Annotated in this window: 15 protein-coding genes and 2 riboswitches; of the genes, 8 read left to right on the top strand and 7 right to left on the bottom strand. The window is 39.3% G+C overall.

The window, feature by feature from the left end; translation table 11 throughout:
* Positions 1 to 247 precede the first annotated feature (247 nt).
* Positions 248 to 886 carry a L,D-transpeptidase gene (locus tag JBW_RS15990; RefSeq protein WP_007958263.1) on the top strand — a complete coding sequence of 213 codons (639 nt, stop codon included), beginning with the start codon at positions 248 to 250 and terminating at the stop codon, positions 884 to 886.
* A gap of 108 nt (positions 887 to 994) precedes the next feature.
* On the opposite strand, the gene JBW_RS15985 is transcribed toward JBW_RS15990, so the two are convergent.
* The 6 genes from JBW_RS15985 to JBW_RS15960 all read right to left on the bottom strand — a co-directional run bounded on the left by JBW_RS15985 (position 995) and on the right by JBW_RS15960 (position 4,904).
* Complete coding sequence (locus JBW_RS15985; protein ID WP_007958260.1) at positions 995 to 1,561, bottom strand: nitroreductase family protein; 567 nt, start codon at positions 1,559 to 1,561, stop codon at positions 995 to 997.
* A gap of 84 nt (positions 1,562 to 1,645) precedes the next feature.
* Positions 1,646 to 3,109 carry a sodium:solute symporter family protein gene (locus JBW_RS15980; protein WP_007958259.1) on the bottom strand — a complete coding sequence of 488 codons (1,464 nt, stop codon included), beginning with the start codon at positions 3,107 to 3,109 and terminating at the stop codon, positions 1,646 to 1,648.
* A gap of 23 nt (positions 3,110 to 3,132) precedes the next feature.
* Entirely contained in the window at positions 3,133 to 3,330 is a 198-nt protein-coding gene (locus tag JBW_RS15975; protein WP_007958256.1) for a DUF3311 domain-containing protein, read from the bottom strand.
* Positions 3,331 to 3,572: 242 nt separating this feature from the next.
* Positions 3,573 to 3,887, bottom strand: a complete 315-nt coding sequence (locus JBW_RS15970) for a DMT family transporter (RefSeq protein ID WP_007958254.1) — start codon at positions 3,885 to 3,887, stop codon at positions 3,573 to 3,575.
* Entirely contained in the window at positions 3,887 to 4,198 is a 312-nt protein-coding gene (locus tag JBW_RS15965) for a DMT family transporter (protein WP_071882496.1), read from the bottom strand. The genes JBW_RS15970 and JBW_RS15965 overlap by 1 nt, the downstream gene beginning before the upstream one ends.
* Positions 4,199 to 4,322: 124 nt before the next feature.
* The gene (locus JBW_RS15960; protein ID WP_007958250.1) at positions 4,323 to 4,904 is read right to left on the bottom strand and encodes a TetR family transcriptional regulator; all 582 of its coding nucleotides are present in this window, start codon (positions 4,902 to 4,904) and stop codon (positions 4,323 to 4,325) included.
* A gap of 199 nt (positions 4,905 to 5,103) precedes the next feature.
* Between JBW_RS15960 and JBW_RS15955 the strand changes: the two genes are divergently transcribed.
* The 4 genes from JBW_RS15955 (at position 5,104) to crcB (ending at position 10,658) form a co-directional block, all read left to right on the top strand.
* Positions 5,104 to 5,700 (top strand): TetR/AcrR family transcriptional regulator, encoded by a 597-nt coding sequence (locus JBW_RS15955; RefSeq protein ID WP_007958248.1) that lies wholly within the window; start codon positions 5,104 to 5,106, stop codon positions 5,698 to 5,700.
* 103 nt (positions 5,701 to 5,803) lie between these two features.
* Complete coding sequence (locus JBW_RS15950) at positions 5,804 to 6,898, top strand: efflux RND transporter periplasmic adaptor subunit (protein WP_007958247.1); 1,095 nt, start codon at positions 5,804 to 5,806, stop codon at positions 6,896 to 6,898.
* A gap of 11 nt (positions 6,899 to 6,909) precedes the next feature.
* Positions 6,910 to 10,008 (top strand): efflux RND transporter permease subunit, encoded by a 3,099-nt coding sequence (locus tag JBW_RS15945; protein WP_007958245.1) that lies wholly within the window; start codon positions 6,910 to 6,912, stop codon positions 10,006 to 10,008.
* 66 nt (positions 10,009 to 10,074) lie between these two features.
* Positions 10,075 to 10,137: riboswitch (Fluoride riboswitch) on the top strand.
* A gap of 146 nt (positions 10,138 to 10,283) precedes the next feature.
* Positions 10,284 to 10,658, top strand: coding sequence for a fluoride efflux transporter CrcB (crcB, locus tag JBW_RS15940; RefSeq protein WP_007958237.1), 375 nt, complete (start codon positions 10,284 to 10,286; stop codon positions 10,656 to 10,658).
* A gap of 9 nt (positions 10,659 to 10,667) precedes the next feature.
* On the opposite strand, the gene JBW_RS15935 is transcribed toward crcB, so the two are convergent.
* On the bottom strand, positions 10,668 to 11,021 hold the full coding sequence (locus tag JBW_RS15935) for a hypothetical protein (protein WP_007958236.1): 354 nt from the start codon (positions 11,019 to 11,021) through the stop codon (positions 10,668 to 10,670).
* Positions 11,022 to 11,233: 212 nt separating this feature from the next.
* Positions 11,234 to 11,319: riboswitch (cyclic di-GMP riboswitch) on the top strand.
* Between the two features lie 98 nt (positions 11,320 to 11,417).
* On the opposite strand from JBW_RS15935, the gene JBW_RS15930 reads away from it, so the two are divergent.
* The 3 genes from JBW_RS15930 (at position 11,418) to JBW_RS15920 (ending at position 16,913) form a co-directional block, all read left to right on the top strand.
* On the top strand, positions 11,418 to 13,385 hold the full coding sequence (locus JBW_RS15930) for a methyl-accepting chemotaxis protein (protein ID WP_007958234.1): 1,968 nt from the start codon (positions 11,418 to 11,420) through the stop codon (positions 13,383 to 13,385).
* A gap of 476 nt (positions 13,386 to 13,861) precedes the next feature.
* On the top strand, positions 13,862 to 14,521 hold the full coding sequence (locus tag JBW_RS15925; protein WP_007958233.1) for a GntR family transcriptional regulator: 660 nt from the start codon (positions 13,862 to 13,864) through the stop codon (positions 14,519 to 14,521).
* A 22-nt stretch (positions 14,522 to 14,543) separates the two neighbouring features.
* Positions 14,544 to 16,913: a glycyl radical protein gene (locus JBW_RS15920; RefSeq protein ID WP_007958232.1), complete on the top strand. Its 2,370-nt coding sequence runs from the start codon at positions 14,544 to 14,546 to the stop codon at positions 16,911 to 16,913.

Below are 16,913 nucleotides of genomic sequence, written 5' to 3'. Positions count from 1 at the left end.
GATTCGATTTGTCTTTTGGTAATATATAGAAAAGTCGCAATTGTTAAAAATTTCTACAAGGAAAGGAATTTATTTATGACGAATAGATATGTTAAGTCTAGTGTGTCATGCAGATTCTTTTACACTATAAAAAGATTACAGAACCGTATGGACATTGAAGACGTTACCACCTGCAGTAAGAATGTAATACCAAATCAGATCTGATTGGTATTACCTAGTATCGGTGCTGCCCGAAAGGAGAAATTAAATGAGAATCTTGATGATGGTTGCGCTGTTACTTGGTTACTTTCAGTCCGCTGTTTGGGCTTCGCCAGAAATTCGTATTAACATTCCTGAGTTGGTGCTAAGGGTATACGATAATGGCAAGTTGGTCAAAGAATATCCTGTTGCCCTGGGGACCTCTTATGAAAAGACTCCTGTGGGTAATTATAAGATATCTTCCAAAGAACAAAATCCTACATGGATTCCTGGTTCTGGTTTTTCTGATAAGACCCCAGTGCCTCCAGGACCAGATAATCCTCTGGGCAGCCGATGGATGGAATTTAGCCCTGGTTATGGAATTCATGGTACCAATAAAGATTGGGATATCCAGTATCCTGTTTCTGGTGGATGTATCCGCATGCACAATGCTGACGTTGAAGAATTATATGAATTGGTAGATGTGGGAACACCTGTAACGGTTACCTACCAGACCTTGCTTCTAAAAGAACGCAATAAGTCCATTTACCTTACAAGTTTACCCGATATTTATAATTATAAAGATGGCAGCAAAGCAAAGGTCTCAGAACTATTTAAGCCTTACGCTAAAAAGTATAAACTTCTTAGTAACTGGGAATTGCCTAATGATCAAGTGCGTCATGAAACCAAAATTGGGGTAGCTAGGTAGGACTAATCGAACTTTGTAAATGCTTGTAGTATAACGTTATGGAAAAAGAAGAAGAACCGTGAAGGAATGTAAAGACCCAGTCGTCGCATTCCTTCACGGTTCTTCTTTTTAGCGCAGCCATTCGGTGACTTCTGCCCATGAGTTTCGAGGACGTGCATAGGGAGATTGATTAGGATAACCGATAGCTACCGCTGCTATAAGTTCATCATTACGTTCTAACCAGGAACATATCTCACCTTCCGAATAAAAAATATCACAGATCCAAAGCGTTCCTAGCCCCAAATCCTGTGCGGCTAAGATCATGGTTTGAATTGCGGCCCCAATGGATTGGGTATCTGTTAATAAACGATAGTGATTATAATCCTTTTCAAAATTAGAGAAGGCATTAAACACTAAAATCACTGATGACGCTTGTTGAATGGCACCTACACTTGTCTCACAACTACCAATATCCAAGCCTTGCTGCTTTCGAGAATGAATTTTGTCAGTCATGATTGTGACTAACATATCTTTCTTTTGACTTTCTAAGATAACAAACTTCCACGGCTGACGATTTTTCCCTGAAGGAGCTTTTATAGCTAGTTCTAATAATTCTTCGATCATTTCTCGTGGAATTGGTCGATCCTGATACGATCGAATACTTCTTCTATCCAAGATTGCTTGTTTAATATCCAAAAAATCCCTCCACGGTTTTAGTGTACTTTTCATTTTATATTGTCATCATATAATACTTTGCGAAAAAAGATCAATTGAAAAAAATTACAAAGATACCTCTTTCTTTGTTTTTACAGGAGTATAGGTAGATAAACTTATAAGGATAAAAACAATTGAATTAATAAGCAAAGCCACAAAACCTGCATTTAGATTCATACCAGCGAAGGGCAAAGGGTCCATTTTTCCTAGAATTAATGTGAACACTAGGATTTCTCCAATAATCAAACCTGCGTATGCTCCTAATTTTGTGGACTTTTTCCAATAAAGCCCGAGCACGATCATAGGAAAGAATTGTGTAACACCTGAGTAACCAGTAAGCAATAAGTTAACGAGCATATTGGGAAGAAAAATAGCTAAACAAAGAGCGATAGTAGTAAGTCCTAGTACGGCAATCCTTGCAACATTGATCAAGTTATTCGGGTCAGTATTCTTTCCAATGGTTTTGCTATAAATATTACGTGTAAAGAGCATTGAGGTAGATAAAAGTAAATCGGCAGCAGGAATCATACAAGCCAAGGCACCCGCACCGCCAACAAGACCTAAAGTCCAACCAGGAAAAAGTTTTTGTACAATGGTCATAAAGGCCATATCAGGTGTCTTTAAAGGTGCTTCGAGTAGTAGAAGCGCTGCAAAACCCACTAGCATTGGGAAGAGTAAACAAATCTGGTATAAGGGTAAGTAAATTGCGTTATGGCGAAGTACGTCAGGATTACGGGCGCTAAAACTGTTGGTAGTGAAATGAGGCCACATGTAAAATCCTAGGCTTGTTACTACTAAAGTGGACATTACCCAACTTACATCAAAGTTTTTTGTTCCTCCTGGTAAAGCGAGAAAACCAGGTTTTGCCGTTTCTAATGCTTCAAACATGCCACCTAAGCTACCAAAGTAATGGATAGGGAGGTAAAGACCAAAAAAGACAACAGCAATCATTAATAGTATATCTTTTAGTACAGCAGTGGATGCGACACCTTTTAAACCGCTTAAATAAACAAAAGAGGCAACTAAAATGAAAGCAATTAACATAGCAGGAATTCGAGTTAGTTGTCCATAAGAGCAAGTCTCGATAATGAGTCCAAGACCGGTTAATTGTAATTGTAAGTAGGGGAGCAAAAAGGCAACGCCAATGATCGCAGTCAATAAGCTTAAGGTTTTACTATTATATAAATGCTCAATCAAATCAGGTTGAGTCATTAGACCGTGTTTGCGTCCGATAGGGGAAATGGTAGGTAATAGATAGTATCCAACGATATATGCTAAAGCACCATACCCTAATATGTAAAAGGTTGGACCTCCGCGAGAATAAGCCCATCCGCTAGCGCCTAGAAAAGCAAAGGCCGTATAGATTTCACCGGCTAAGATAAACCAATTGAGCCATCTGCCAAAATTACGCCCACCGACGGCCCATTCCTCAAGATTCATCTTTTTATTCATACCAGGAATTAGACCTACAATTGTTGCGCCAATAATAAATAGAAATATAATTAAAAGTGAAACTGTCTCATTACTCATGTTGCACCATCCTTTTTGTAAAATTAAGAGTCTTGTCTATGCTTTGAATCAATGAAGTAAATAGCCTGTAGGCAGACGAAAGCAAGGAAAATTCCAGCAACAAACCAAAAAGCTAAAAAGGGTAATCCTAGCACGATCGGATGAACCTTGTTTGCAAAGGGGATCATACCAATTGTCCAAACAAAGGGAAGTAAAGTTAGGATTATTTTTAAGGTATTCATCTTGTATTCCTCCTTATAAAAAAATAGAGGCATCCCTCAGGGAAGCCTCTGCATTGAGGTAATACTATTATTATGTCTCAATAGAAATAGTATAGTACCAAAAGAAGAAAAATACAAATGTTTTTTGTGAAAATACAAAGACGCAAGGTGGGGAATAAACATGTCTCTGTGTTCTTTGCGGATCTCTGTGTCCTCTGTGTTTAACGTTCTCCTTAGGCTATAAAAAAGCCCTTTCAGGCATGTTATGAGGCAAGTTGCAGACCAACTACGCCAACTAGAATCAAACTTAAGAATATAAATTGTAGGATATTCATCTTTTCTTTAAATCGCATGATACCGACAATTGCAATTCCGATTGTGCCAATACCAGCCCATGCAGCATATGCGATACCGATTGCAATTTCCTGCATCGCTTGCGACAAGAAATAAAAACTAGCCATAAATCCAACGCCCATTACGGCAATGGGTTTTTTATGTTTAAACCCATCAACATATTTCATGGCAATTACACTAATGACCTCTTCCAATCCAGCTAATAAAATATAGATCCAAGCCATTATTCTCGCTCCTCCTTAGTGGTCAATTTTAAGCCAATGATTCCAATAAGTAAGAGAACTAAGAATGCGACTTGCTGTTTTGAAGTCGTCTCTCCAAGAAATGTTATGCTAACGATATAGGTTCCTACAGTACCAATACCAACGAAAACAGCATAAGCAATACCAACAGGAATAACCTTATATGCTTTAATAAGCAACAAGAAACTTGCAACAATTAAAATGAAAATCAGTATCCACATCATTACAGAGTCGGCATCTTTCAGCATTGATGCCCAGAGAATTTCCAATATTGCTGCCGCGAAGACAAGAATTCAGCCCATAGTAACACATCCTTAAAAAATTTTAGTCTAAAAGCGATCCAATCGATGGAGCAAACTCATCTGAATCAAACCTATTTCAACAAATGAATGAACGTCAGTCATTTTGCTATAAAAATCACCTATGCTCTAAAGCATGATGAATGAAAGTAAATAAATCTTGTTGATGTTCTGGAAGGGGCTTTTCTAGCTTATTAAATAAATAGATTTGTTCAGCAGAACTTTCAATCAAGCCAATAACCATCCTAGCCGCAACCATTGGATTTATATCTTGGCGAAGTGCTTTTTGTTGAATGCCCCTGGCAATCATCTCCGATAACCAGGAATAGTAAGGATTATAGATACGATCCCATTCACTAAGCGTATTTTCGATTGCTAGACCCGAATAACAAAGCGACAATACTTCTTTATATGATTTAGTAACCTGAAATGTTACTGTGATTATTTTATGAAAAAGGTCCCAAATATCATCTGAAGGTACTTGTTCTTGTTCTATTTTATGCAACATAGTCTGTAACAAATCATTGGCAATTGCTGGAATCAATGCATTTTTTGAGGAAAAATATAAATAAAATGTTCCTTGTGCCATACCAGCTCTTTTAACAATATCAGAAATAGTAGCTTTTTCTAAACCTTTTTCAGCAAGCACTTCCTTAGCAGCAGACAGTAAACGACTTTTCTTATCATCCAATTCTTTCACGACTCTCCTTACGATATATGACTGACTGTCATTCATTATAACTCTTTTCTCAAATATTGTCAATTTTGTCTGAACAAGCGAATGCTCTATTGTAGAGAAAGTACAGGAAGAATTCTTAAAAATTGTATTGACAGCCAAACAGAATTGATAGATAATAACAACATACCGACTGGTAGGTACGTTTCGAGGGGGAGAAATCTTGACGAAAGACAATATAATAGTAGCTGCTTTACGATTATTTTTATTACGTGGATACAGGAATGTGTCTCTCATGGATGTAGCAAATGAAATTGGCATTACCAAAGGTGGAATATATCATTACTTTGGAAGCAAAGAAGAATTATTTCGCGCAAGTATTGGTTATCTATTTGACTATTTCGGAAAAAGATATACCGAATTTTTAAGTAAAGAACAAACATTCCGAGGGACCTTGAACCTTTTGCTAAGCGGAGAACAAGAAGCTTATATGGAAGGCTTGCTCAATATTAAGCCAGGGGATTATCGTGCTAATAATGCAAGTCTTGCATTAGAGATTATGCACAATTTTCCTGAGATCCAAGAACAAATTGATCAAGGGCAGCTGAGATTGCGTAATATAATAAAAGACAAATTACAGGCGGCTCAAGAAACAGGCGAAACCAGAGGAGACTTAGATGCTAAGGTCGTAGCGACCATTGTACTTTCTGTTTCCAGCGGGCTGAATGTTTTAGGTAAGAATATAATTAACCCAGATATGCACCAGCAGGTGATAGACAGTCTTTGGCAGCTTATTGGGGTGAATGATGTAAAGGAATGAATGAATTCCTTCGCCCTACACATACCGACCAGTCGGTATGTGTAGGCGCCAAAGTAGTTACTTAGACTTTAAATATGATATGGACTTAGGGAGGATATGTTTGATGAAGGGTTTCAAATTTAAGTATTGGATTATACCAATTGTGATATTTATTGGATTAGTTGCAGTATTCCGCAGTGGTGCATTTTCCAGCGAGAAGACTCAATTGCAGACCAATACAGGAGTGAATGTTAAAATTGCAGCAGCACAATATATAGATACAATCCCCAAATTAATGCTGAATGGATCCATTGAAGGAAAAACAGCAGCGACGATTAGTGCTAAGTTAGCGGGACGTATTGAAGAAGTCATGGTACAAGAAGGACAGCAGGTGCAAGCTGGCGATCCCTTAGCCAGATTAGAAAGTACTGAATTAGCAAATTCCGTGCGGACGGCACAGGATGCTGTAAGTAAAGCGCAAGTTAACTATGAAATGGCAGTGAAAGATTATAATCGTTATCAGGCTTTGTTTGATCAAGGGGCTACATCCCAACAAACATTAGATAATGCTGAGGGGAAGAAAAGAATTGCGCAAGCAGACTTGTCTAGTGCAGTAAGTAGCAAAAGTAATGCTGAGCAGCAATATGGCTATGGTGTTATTACAGCACCAGTGGATGGTGTGGTTGCTAATGTAACTGTCACTGTCGGTCAGGTTGTTTCACCTGGTGCCGCGCTGATGAGTGTTCAAGATATTAGTCAAGTATATGCAGTTGTCAATGTGGAACAAAAAGATTTAGGTTTGATAAAACAGGGGCAGCCGGCAGAAGTCACTGTTGATACTTATGCCGACAAAGTATTTTCTGGTACTGTTGAAATGATTAACCCTGAGGCTGGTTCTAGCAATCGAATGTTTCGCACGAAGGTAAAAGTGGATAATACAGATGGCGCTTTAAAAAGTGGTATGTTTAGTAAGATACAGCTTGCTACTGGTGATGCTGTACAGATCTTAACAATACCACAAGCAGCTATCATTCAAAAACAAGGTATTTACTATGTTTTCACTATAGAAAATGATAAGGTAACTCGTCATCAAGTCGAGATCGGCAATGTTATGGGTGATAGTATTGAGATCAAATCTGGACTACAACCAGGTGATAAGTTAGCCGTAAGTAATGTGAGCCAACTTAAAGACGGTGACGTAGTTCAAATCGTAGAGTAGAGGAGTTAGCTATGATACTGACAGATATAAGCTTAAAACGTCCAGTCTTCGCAACAGTAACGATTCTGGCACTTGTCGTTTTAGGATTATTTAGCTATATTTCTCTGAATGTAGATGAATATCCGAACGTTGAAATTCCGGTTGTAGCCGTTACGGTCAATTATCCTGGTGCATCACCAGAACAGGTTGAATCAAAAATTACCCAAAAAGTGGAAGAGACTGTAAGCGTTGTGCCTGGGATAGAACATGTAACGTCTACGGTAAAAGAAGGGGTTTCTACAACCGTTATCCAGTTTACCATCGAAACTTCAGCAGCAACTGCTGCCCAGGATGTTCGTGATAAAGTTGGCAGAATGCAAGGGGTATTGCCAGATGAGGCAGAGGATCCTATTGTCACAAGGTTTGATCCATCGGATACAGCTGTTGCTTCCATTGCAGTCACAGGTAGTCTCAGCCCAAGGGAATTAACCATTGTTGCGGATGATATCGTTGTGAAACGGTTAGAAGCAATCAATGGGGTTGCAGCGGTAGATGTTAAAGGTGGGGTAGATCGTGAAATAAAAATTAATATGGATAGTAATAAAGTTGCTGCCTATAATCTGAGTGTTTCCGAAGTAATGAATAGTATACGCAGTGAAAATATGGATACCCCTGGAGGTAAGGTAACGGATGGCAAACGGGAAACTAGTTTACGATCAGTGGGTAATCTTACTTCTCCCAAACAGTTGTTAGATCTCCCCATTGCTCAAAGAAACGGAGTACAACTGTATGTAAAAAATATTGCTACGGTAGAAGATTCAACAAAAGATGCAACTGCTGTAACAAAACTCAATGATAAAACCGCTATTGGTTTGGATATTATGAAACAGTCAGGCAGTAATACCGTACAAGTTGTGGAAAACGCCAAGAAAGAACTAGAGAATATCAAAAAAGATTTACCAGCCGGCGTTGAATTGGTATTGGTACGGGATAATTCCAAAAATATTAATGAATCCATTCATGACGTATTGTTTAATCTGGTTATCGGAGGATTCCTGGCTGTTGCGATCGTATTTCTGTTTTTAGGTAATTGGCGCAGTACCATGATCGCAGCCATTGCCATTCCTACTTCCATTATTACCTCTTTTTTAGCGATGAAGTTGTTAGACTTTACACTAAATACTATGTCCTTGTTAGCCTTATCCCTAGCGGTTGGCTTGTTAATTGATGATGCGATTGTTGTCATCGAAAATATAGTTCGTCATCTTGAGATGGGTAAGGATAAATTTAAAGCTGCTGCTGAGGGGACAGCGGAGATTGGTCTGGCTGTTACCGCAACAACTCTTACATTGGTTGCAGTATTCTTGCCAGTAGGTATGATGACTGGTATCGTAGGACAGTTTTTCAAACAATTTGGTATCACGGTAGCAGTTAGTGTTTTGGTTTCCTTATTTGTTGCATTTACATTGACTCCTATGTTGTCGGCTAAATTTTTATCTGGTGAACATAAGGAATCTACAAGCAAAATAGGGAAAATATGGAGTTCGTGGAACGAAAAATTTGAATATTGGACGGGGCGCTATGGAGAATTCTTAAAATATGCGTTAGGGCATCGCAAGAAAATTATGTTACTTGCCGGTGCATTATTTGTGGGCAGTTTAATGCTGTTACCTTTCCTAGGTTCGACTTTTGTACCAGATTCGGATGCCGGTGAAATTACAGTGTCTGCTAGTGTTGATCCTGGTAAGAGCCCTCAAGTTGTCGGTGAAATTGCAGATAATATGACACAAATTATTCGTACGGTTCCTGGCGTGACTTTAACCTATAGTTCTGCGGATATAAACAATATTGATATCTTGGCAAAATTAACGGAAAAAAGTGAGCGTAAGGTTACTGATAATCAAATTGTAACCACGCTGCGTGAAAAATTGAGTGGTATTGCAGGAGTACAAGTCAGTGTTTCAAAAAAATCAGGAATGTCAAGCGGTAAGCCAATCTCCCTTGTTATCCAGGGAACGTCCTTGGATACATTAGCGGAAATTGCAGAAAAAGTAGAGCAAATTGTAGCTAGCACACCTGGTGCAATTGATGTTACTTCCAGCTATGAAGCTGGCAAGCCTGATGCGCAAATCGTAGTAGACCATGATAAGGCTTCCGATCTTGGTGTGTCTACTTCTAATATTGCGACTACTCTACAAACTATGTTTAACGGAACAGTGGTAACCCAGTACCGAGATGAAGATGATTCGTATGACGTGAGGCTTATTTTAGCACATAGTGACCGTAAGAGTTTAGCAGATGTAAACAATATCTATGCAGCAAGCTCTAATCGTGACAAAGACGGACAGATAATCATGGTTCCTTTGTCACAGGTAACTAAGATGGTGTATGCCACAAGTCCGACTCAAATCAAGCGATATGACCGTCAGGGACAAATCACTATTTCGGCAAATTTAAGTGGAGTCTCTCTTGGTGATTTCAATACAGCGCTAGACAAAAAGTTAGCAGAGGTTAAGTTGCCGGAAGGCTACAAGTTTGTAACTACCGGACAATCACAGCAAATGGCGGATGCCTTTGAAGGTATTTTAATGGCGTTGGCTGCTGCGGTGCTCTTCATCTTTTTTGTACTTGCCGCTCAATTTGAAAGCTATATTGAACCTTTCGCTATTATGCTGGCATTACCGTTGGCGATTATTGGTGCAATACTTGGCCTCTTAATTGCTGGCAGTATGCTTAGCATGATGTCTCTCATTGGGATTATTATGTTGATGGGGCTCGTAACCAAAAATGCGATTTTACTGATTGACTTTGCCAAACAACGTATGGGAGAAGGAATCGAACGAAATCAGGCATTAGTAGAAGCGGCTGTAGTTCGGATGCGTCCGATTTTGATGACAACTGCAGCGATGATCTTTGGGATGCTTCCACTAGCATTAGGAATTGGACCAGGAGCTGAAGCGCGTGCTCCTATGGCTCATGCGATTATTGGCGGTTTGGTTACCTCAACTATTTTGACCTTGGTGGTTGTACCAGTTGTATATTCGTTATTAGATGATTTTATGAAAAGAAGAGTAAAGGTAGATGTTACAATTCCACCCTTGGAAAAAGTAACAAAGGAAGAACCGATTTGAACAATATGAATGGATAACAAAAGTGCTCTATTGACGCCGATTTAAGAGGTCTGCTATAATGAAAGCAGGAAAATGGGCGATGGGGTTCGCCATTAAATCTGCTGATGCAGTAATGACTCCTACCAATATATTGGTAGGAGTCTATTTTTTTGTAAATAAACGCAGAGAAAGACCCTTCGCTTTTCTTGTAAGCATAGAAAGTATAAGTTTCTAAAAATTTTTGCTGGAGGTCGTGGATAGGAGTATAATGTGTAAAGGATGAGGTGGTGATAAGAATGTTGAGAATCATAGCGGTAGCCGTTGGAGGAAGTATTGGGGCGACAGCTCGTTATTTAGTCTCCGTATGGGCTGCCGAGCGGTTTGGAGCTGATTTTCCCTATGGAACACTCATTGTAAATGTAGTAGGGTGTTTTATTATTGGCATATTTATGACACTGACGACAGAACGTTTCATTGTAAATCCCTATTGGCGGCTACTGATTACGGTTGGTTTTCTTGGTGGTTTAACTACGTTTTCATCTTTTAGTTACGAAACCTTTCGTGTGCTGGAGAACTCTAATATGATAATGGCGTTGTATAACATTGGACTTAATCTTCTGCTTGGATTTGTAGCTACATGGATCGGGATTGGAGTTGCAAGACTGGTATGATACGATATCTTATATAGTTACAGCCGTGCTAACAGCTGTAGTTTGAGTAATTGGGATGAGCGGGGGAAGATTTGCAATGAAATCTTTGGCAATTTGGGCAATATCCTGAGGAAGTCCTATATCTGGAAAATTGTTTATCGTATACGACTGCAATGCCTTTAACGTCTCTGGGGTGATAACAAGTACAGGTGCTGTGGCGACAGTTGGAACCGCAGATGTGGAAGTAAGAGGAGCAGTGGGAGCTGTAGGAATGATTTCATTGGAGACAACTACATTCATAGCATTACCTGGGTTCATAAGGATGGGAAGATTTGAGAAAATGAAAAACTCTAAGGTATCTTGAAAATCAGATTTTAAGACCAAGATAACACTTCCCTTACATTTTAAGCATTCTAGTACCTCATCTGCGTTAAAACTAAAGTGGCACGCTTTTAATGCAGATAAGGACTAGGCTGTTTATAGTATGAAAGAACGAAGAATATGGTACATAGCGGACCTCCTTAATTGGGAGGTTCTATTATTTTTTTAGCGAAGCGAAAGGAAATTTAAAAAAAATGTCGAAAAATAGAAGAAAATACCATAATGAGCAAACCAACCTAAAGGTGGGGACGCAAAGCCATGGGTCTAAGGATGTTACATCTATGATTGCCAGGTTGCATCGTTTGTTGATTATGATGTAACTTGGCAATCTTTTATATTAAGACACTTAATTCAGTTTTTTATTCATTGGAATGTTAGGTGAGAGGAGAGGGCGTATATATGAAATTAAAAATGAAATTTTTAATTATGGTGGCGATTACGAGTCTGGTATTATTAGTAGCTACGACGATGGGGTATTTTTATGCGAAAAGTCAGGTAGAGGAAAATATTAAGAATGAAATGTTCTCGGTTGCCAATACCTATTCAACTCAATTAGACGGCTGGCTATTGGCGAAGGCGCAAACCGCAGTGACAACAAGTGAGAATATTCGAGTTGTGTTAGGTGATAGGGAAATCCCGGTTTCTTTTGTACAAAACTACAAAGCAGATTCTAGTTTACTGGATCTATATGCCGGATTAGAAGATGGTAAAATGATTGATGGTTCAGGAGCTGTTTTGCCTGAAGGATATGATCCCCGTAAGCGTGGATGGTATCAGACTACAAAAGATAAAAACAAACTAGTCTTTACGGATGCATATGTTGATGCATTTACCAAAAAATATATTGTGTCCGCAGGGGTACCATTAAAAAGTGAGGCAGGAAATTTTCGCGGTGTTGTTGGTATTGATATAGCCCTAGATTTGCTGAGTGAAAAGATTAAAGAAGTCAATGTAAATGGGAAAGGGTATGGCACGATTATTGATCAAAAGGGTATTATTTTAGCACATCCGGATGCTGCACAAGTTTCGAAGAACATACTTGAAGATCCTGTATTGCAAAAATTTGCAAAAGAAATGCTGGCCCAGGATAAAGGCATGCAAACCTATGAGGCAAACGGAGCAGAAAAGTTAATGATTTATACCAAGATTCCTGCTACTGGCTGGACAATGGGTATCACCGTTGACGTAAAAGATGTGTATAGCCAGGTCACGGCTTTAGGATATCAATTTGGACTAACTGCTTTGCTTGGCATCTTATTGTCAGCTGCTGCTTCTTGGAGATTGTCTAGTGGAATCACCAAGAATGTTGCAATTTTATCTCAATTTGCACAACATTTAGCCGGAGGAGATCTTTCGGAACAAAACCTTACGATTCAGACAAATGATGAGATTGGTCAACTTGCTGCAGATTTTTCTACTATGGCAGAAAATCTGCGTAATCTAATTAAGGCGATCGCTCAAACGGCAGAACATGTAGCTGCTTCATCAGAAGAACTTACAGCCAGCGCAGAACAATCTGCCCATGCATCTACTCAAGTGGCTGCCTCAATTACGGAGGTAGCACAGGGGGCGGAATTGCAGCTGCAAGCAATTAATGGAACTTCTGCGGCTGTAGAGGATATGTCGGCTAGTATAGAGTGTGTTGTCACAAATGCTGCAACCGTTAATTTGACTTCTAAAGAGGCCGCAGCAGCTGCAGGCCAGGGAAGTAAGGCTGTTTTCAATGCTGTCAATCAAATGAATATTATTGAAAAGACAATTTCAGGATCTGCAGGAGTAGTAGCCAAGTTAGGGGAACGATCAAAAGAAATTGGACAAATTGTAGATACCATTTCAGGAATTGCAGGGCAAACCAACTTGCTGGCCTTAAATGCGGCTATTGAGGCGGCACGTGCTGGTGAACAAGGACGCGGATTTGCTGTTGTAGCAGAAGAAGTACGGAAATTAGCAGAACAATCCCAGCAGGCGGCTAAGCAAATTGCGGATATGATTAATGAAATTCAAGCAGATACAGATGAAGCTGTAGTAACAATGAAGGATGGTACAAGAGAAGTTGAGATTGGCAATGAAGTGGTAAGCACTGCAGGTGCAGCTTTTAAACAGATTGAATTGCTTATTGGTCAGGTAGCCAGCCAAGTATATCAGATAACGGATTCCATCGGGCAAATGAAGACTGGCAGTCAAAGAATTGTTACTGCTGTACAGGATATTGAAAGTATTATGAAAAATACTTCTGGTGAAACACAAAGCATTTCAGCAGCGACAGAAGAACAGTCAGCATCCATGCAGGAAATCGCTTCTTCCAGTCATGCATTAGCTGACATGGCAGCAGAATTGCAACAAGAAATTAGGAAGTTTTCCATATAAGATCAATTTTATAAAAAAACAGGAGCAGAGAGGGATATTCAGATTCTGGTGAGAATCTGAATATCCCCATTTTTTATAGTAAAGAATCGATACGTTTTAGAAGATGAAAGTAGCATTAATTCGCAATGACAAAAAAACAGTAGTTTTTTTCTAGTAAGCATAGAAAGTATAAGTTTTTAGGTGTGGAAAAGGTGAGATATTATGAACCACAAAGGCACAATGCCGCTAACTCGGCATACAAAGGAGTGCACGAAAAAATAAATAAAACCCCTTTGTGTCCTTTGCGTCTTTGTGGTTCCTTTTTATTTTACATGTTTTATAGGACGCGCAGCGTTTTTCTTAATAGAATAATGCATTATCGAATATATACTGTATACAATCGATAATATTATTTACTGTATTGGCAGGGGAGCGTATAATAAAAGAAAAGATTTTCGAAAATCGAAATTGATTTTGATACATGTTATAATAATACTATGAAAAATAATAATTATAAAACCAATACAATTTCACATCGTAGTATACCCACTGCTATTACAGAAGCTCTTCGTGAAAGGATTTTAAATGGTAATCTGCAGGGTGGAATGCAATTAAAACAAGAAGAATTAGCGCTACAGTTCAATGTAAGCATGAGTGCCCTGCGAGAAGCACTAAAAAATTTGGAAGCGGAGGATTTAGTAAAATTCTATCCTAACAGAGGGGCCATTGTGAGTGAATTGAGCGCAGAGGAAGCAAGAGAAATATTTGATATTCGTCAATTTCTTGAAGTTGGTGCATTAGAGTTATCGGTTCCTCAGTTAACTACAATCGACTTGGAAGAAGCAGAGACAGTTTTAAAGCAGCTAGAGAATGAGATGAACAGCAGTCGATGGGGCGAGTTAAATAAACGATTTCACGAAATTTTATATCAGCAGGCAAGACGACCCCGCTTGCTGAAACTGATTCAAGTCATGCATAACAACGTTGAGCGCTATATGCGCTTGTATCTTGTATCAATGAATTATCAGCTTACATCTCAAAAACAGCATTGGGATTTACTTAATGCTTGTAAGAACAAGGAGGCTAAATTAGCTAAGAAAATTCTAAAGAAGCATATGAATGATGCCAGTGAGCGTTTGTCGGAGTTTCTATCCTAACTTTTTGACAGGAGGTAGTAAGATGTCCAGTTACAGAATTGAAAAGTTTAAACAATCCTATATTCATTCTAAACCTTCGATCAGCATTCATCGGGCGGTTGCTTTTACTCAATCCCACAGGGAAACAGAGGGGCAATCTGTAATTATTCGAAGAGCAAAAGCATTTAATGCCGTATGCAGCAGTATTCCAATCACTATTTTTGATAATGAACTCATTATAGGATCAATTGGTGAATTCCAAAGATCAGGCATTGTCTGTCCTGAATATTCCTGGAAATGGGTTGAACAGGAAATGGACTCTTTTAGTACTCGGAGCCAAGATCAATATCAGATTAACGAAGAAGACAAAGAGATCCTTCGAAGCGAGGTCTTTCCTTATTGGCGGGGCAAATCACTGGAAGAAACATTCTTACTACGAATTAATGACGAAACAGCCAAACTTTTAATTGATACAGGTGTTATCGATAATGACTCTAAGTGGAGGAGCGCAGTTGGTGAAATCACTGCGGACTATCAAGATATTATTTTCAACAAAGGTTTTGAGGAACTAAAGATGCATGCAGTAAGTCGTATACAAGAGTTAGAGCCTATCACAAAAGAGGCGCTGGAAAAAATTGATTTTTACAGGGCAGCTGTCTTAGTTTGTGACGGTATTATTGCTCTTGCTCACCGCTATTCCGATAAAGCATTGGTATTGGCAGAAGAGGAGAGGGATTCCAAACGGAAAAATGAACTTTTGGAAGTTGCACGCATCTGTAGAAAAGTTCCGCAATATCCCCCTGAGACCTTTCATGAGGCAATTCAGATGGTTTGGTTTACACAGCTAGGTTCCATACTGTCAGAGAACTCATTAGCTCTCAATTTAGGCAGATTTGATCAATATATGTATCCTTTTTTTGCTCATGACGTAAAAGCAGGGATTATTAATGAAGCGCAGGCACAAGAATTAATCGAATCCCTTTGGTTGAAACTTTCTGAATGGGTCTGGGCAATTTCAAGCAATACGGCTCAATTTTTTGCGGGTTACAATTCGTTTCAAAATTTAACCATTGGCGGAAGAACGAGAGATGGAAAAGATGCAACCAACGAACTTTCGTATATGTGCTTAAAAGCTACGGAGAATGTGAAAACGCATCAGCCTGGACTTAGTGTGCGCATTCATCCGGACAGTCCTGATGAATTTCTGCTGGCGGTATGTGATCTTATTAGTGTTGGAACTGGATTCCCGGCAGTTCACAATGATCGGGTTGGTTCCCAGATGCTCTTGGCTGCAGGATTGTCGCCGGAGGATGCAAGGGACTGGAGTAATTGTGGCTGCGTAGTACCTCATTTTAGAAAAGTTGGTGAATGGACCTCAGCAGTCAATCTAAATTTAGCTGCTGCTATTGAATATGCCTTAAACAGCGGAAGAAGCCGGATCACCGGCAACGTGATGGGACTTTTGGAAAAAGAAATTACTGCGTTTAAGAGTTATGATGAGGTTAAAGAGGCTTTTTTGCGACAGCTTTCTCATTTGATTAAGCATTCTGTCATCGGAACAGTAACCGCTCAGCAGATACATGAGGAAATGGTGCCTCGCCCTTACCTTTCGATGCTCGTAGATGGTTGTATGGATAAAGGTGTTGATTTGAGTAAAGGGGGAGCCAAATATAATGTTGGTCCTGTCATTACTGGAATCGGAGTAGCTGATGTTGCTAATTCTCTGATGGTTATCAAAAAGTTGATATTTGAAGAAAAGAAATATACCTTAGAAGAGTTGGGCAAAGCGCTAGCTGTCAACTGGAAGAGATATGAAGAAATGAGAAAAGACGCATTGGCTTGTCCTAAGTATGGTAATGATGAAGATGAAGTTGACAGTATTGCTGTAGAAATTACTGATTTCTATAATAAAGAAATTAAATCCTATAAGGATTATTTTGGATCGCCATTTAATTCTGCATTTATGGGGATTTCCAACTACATTCCTGCGGGAAGTATTATTGGTGCAACCCCTGACGGCAGGAAATCCATGACTCCTTTGACGGAAGGGGTATCGCCTCATGCTGGTACGGATATTACCAGTCCAACGGCTGCGATGCGGTCTGCTGCTAAAATCAATCATGATGTACATTCCGGAGGTACTCTGCTGAATGTTAAGTTTTCGCCAGATCTGTTAAAGACGCAGAGGAACAAAAAGAACCTTGCTTCGATCATTCGCGCCTATTTTTCTCTTGGTGCATTTCATGTTCAATTTAACGTTATTTCCACGGAAATATTACGAAAAGCGCAAGAGCAGCCAAATGATTATAAAGACTTGCTGGTGAGGGTGGCAGGTTATAGTACACAATTTGTTAACCTTTCTAGGGAAGCGCAAGATGCAATTATCGAAAGAACAACCTATGAAAGTCTGTAG

It is taken from the genome of Pelosinus fermentans JBW45, assembly GCF_000271665.2.
GTDB lineage: Bacteria > Bacillota > Negativicutes > DSM-13327 > DSM-13327 > Pelosinus > Pelosinus baikalensis.
This window is presented reverse-complemented; position numbering and strand designations above follow the sequence as displayed.

Bases quoted from the DNA above. Each gene is read 5' to 3' on its own strand.
- JBW_RS15970 (WP_007958254.1), bottom strand. From the start codon at position 3,887: ATGGCTTGGATCTATATTTTATTAGCTGGATTGGAAGAGGTCATTAGT.
- JBW_RS15990 (WP_007958263.1), top strand. From the start codon at position 248: ATGAGAATCTTGATGATGGTTGCGCTGTTACTTGGTTACTTTCAGTCC.
- crcB (WP_007958237.1), top strand. From the start codon at position 10,284: ATGTTGAGAATCATAGCGGTAGCCGTTGGAGGAAGTATTGGGGCGACA.
- JBW_RS15975 (WP_007958256.1), bottom strand. From the start codon at position 3,330: ATGAATACCTTAAAAATAATCCTAACTTTACTTCCCTTTGTTTGGACA.
- JBW_RS15920 (WP_007958232.1), top strand. From the start codon at position 14,544: ATGTCCAGTTACAGAATTGAAAAGTTTAAACAATCCTATATTCATTCT.
- JBW_RS15980 (WP_007958259.1), bottom strand. From the start codon at position 3,109: ATGAGTAATGAGACAGTTTCACTTTTAATTATATTTCTATTTATTATT.
- JBW_RS15930 (WP_007958234.1), top strand. From the start codon at position 11,418: ATGAAATTAAAAATGAAATTTTTAATTATGGTGGCGATTACGAGTCTG.
- JBW_RS15925 (WP_007958233.1), top strand. From the start codon at position 13,862: ATGAAAAATAATAATTATAAAACCAATACAATTTCACATCGTAGTATA.
- JBW_RS15945 (WP_007958245.1), top strand. From the start codon at position 6,910: ATGATACTGACAGATATAAGCTTAAAACGTCCAGTCTTCGCAACAGTA.
- JBW_RS15950 (WP_007958247.1), top strand. From the start codon at position 5,804: ATGAAGGGTTTCAAATTTAAGTATTGGATTATACCAATTGTGATATTT.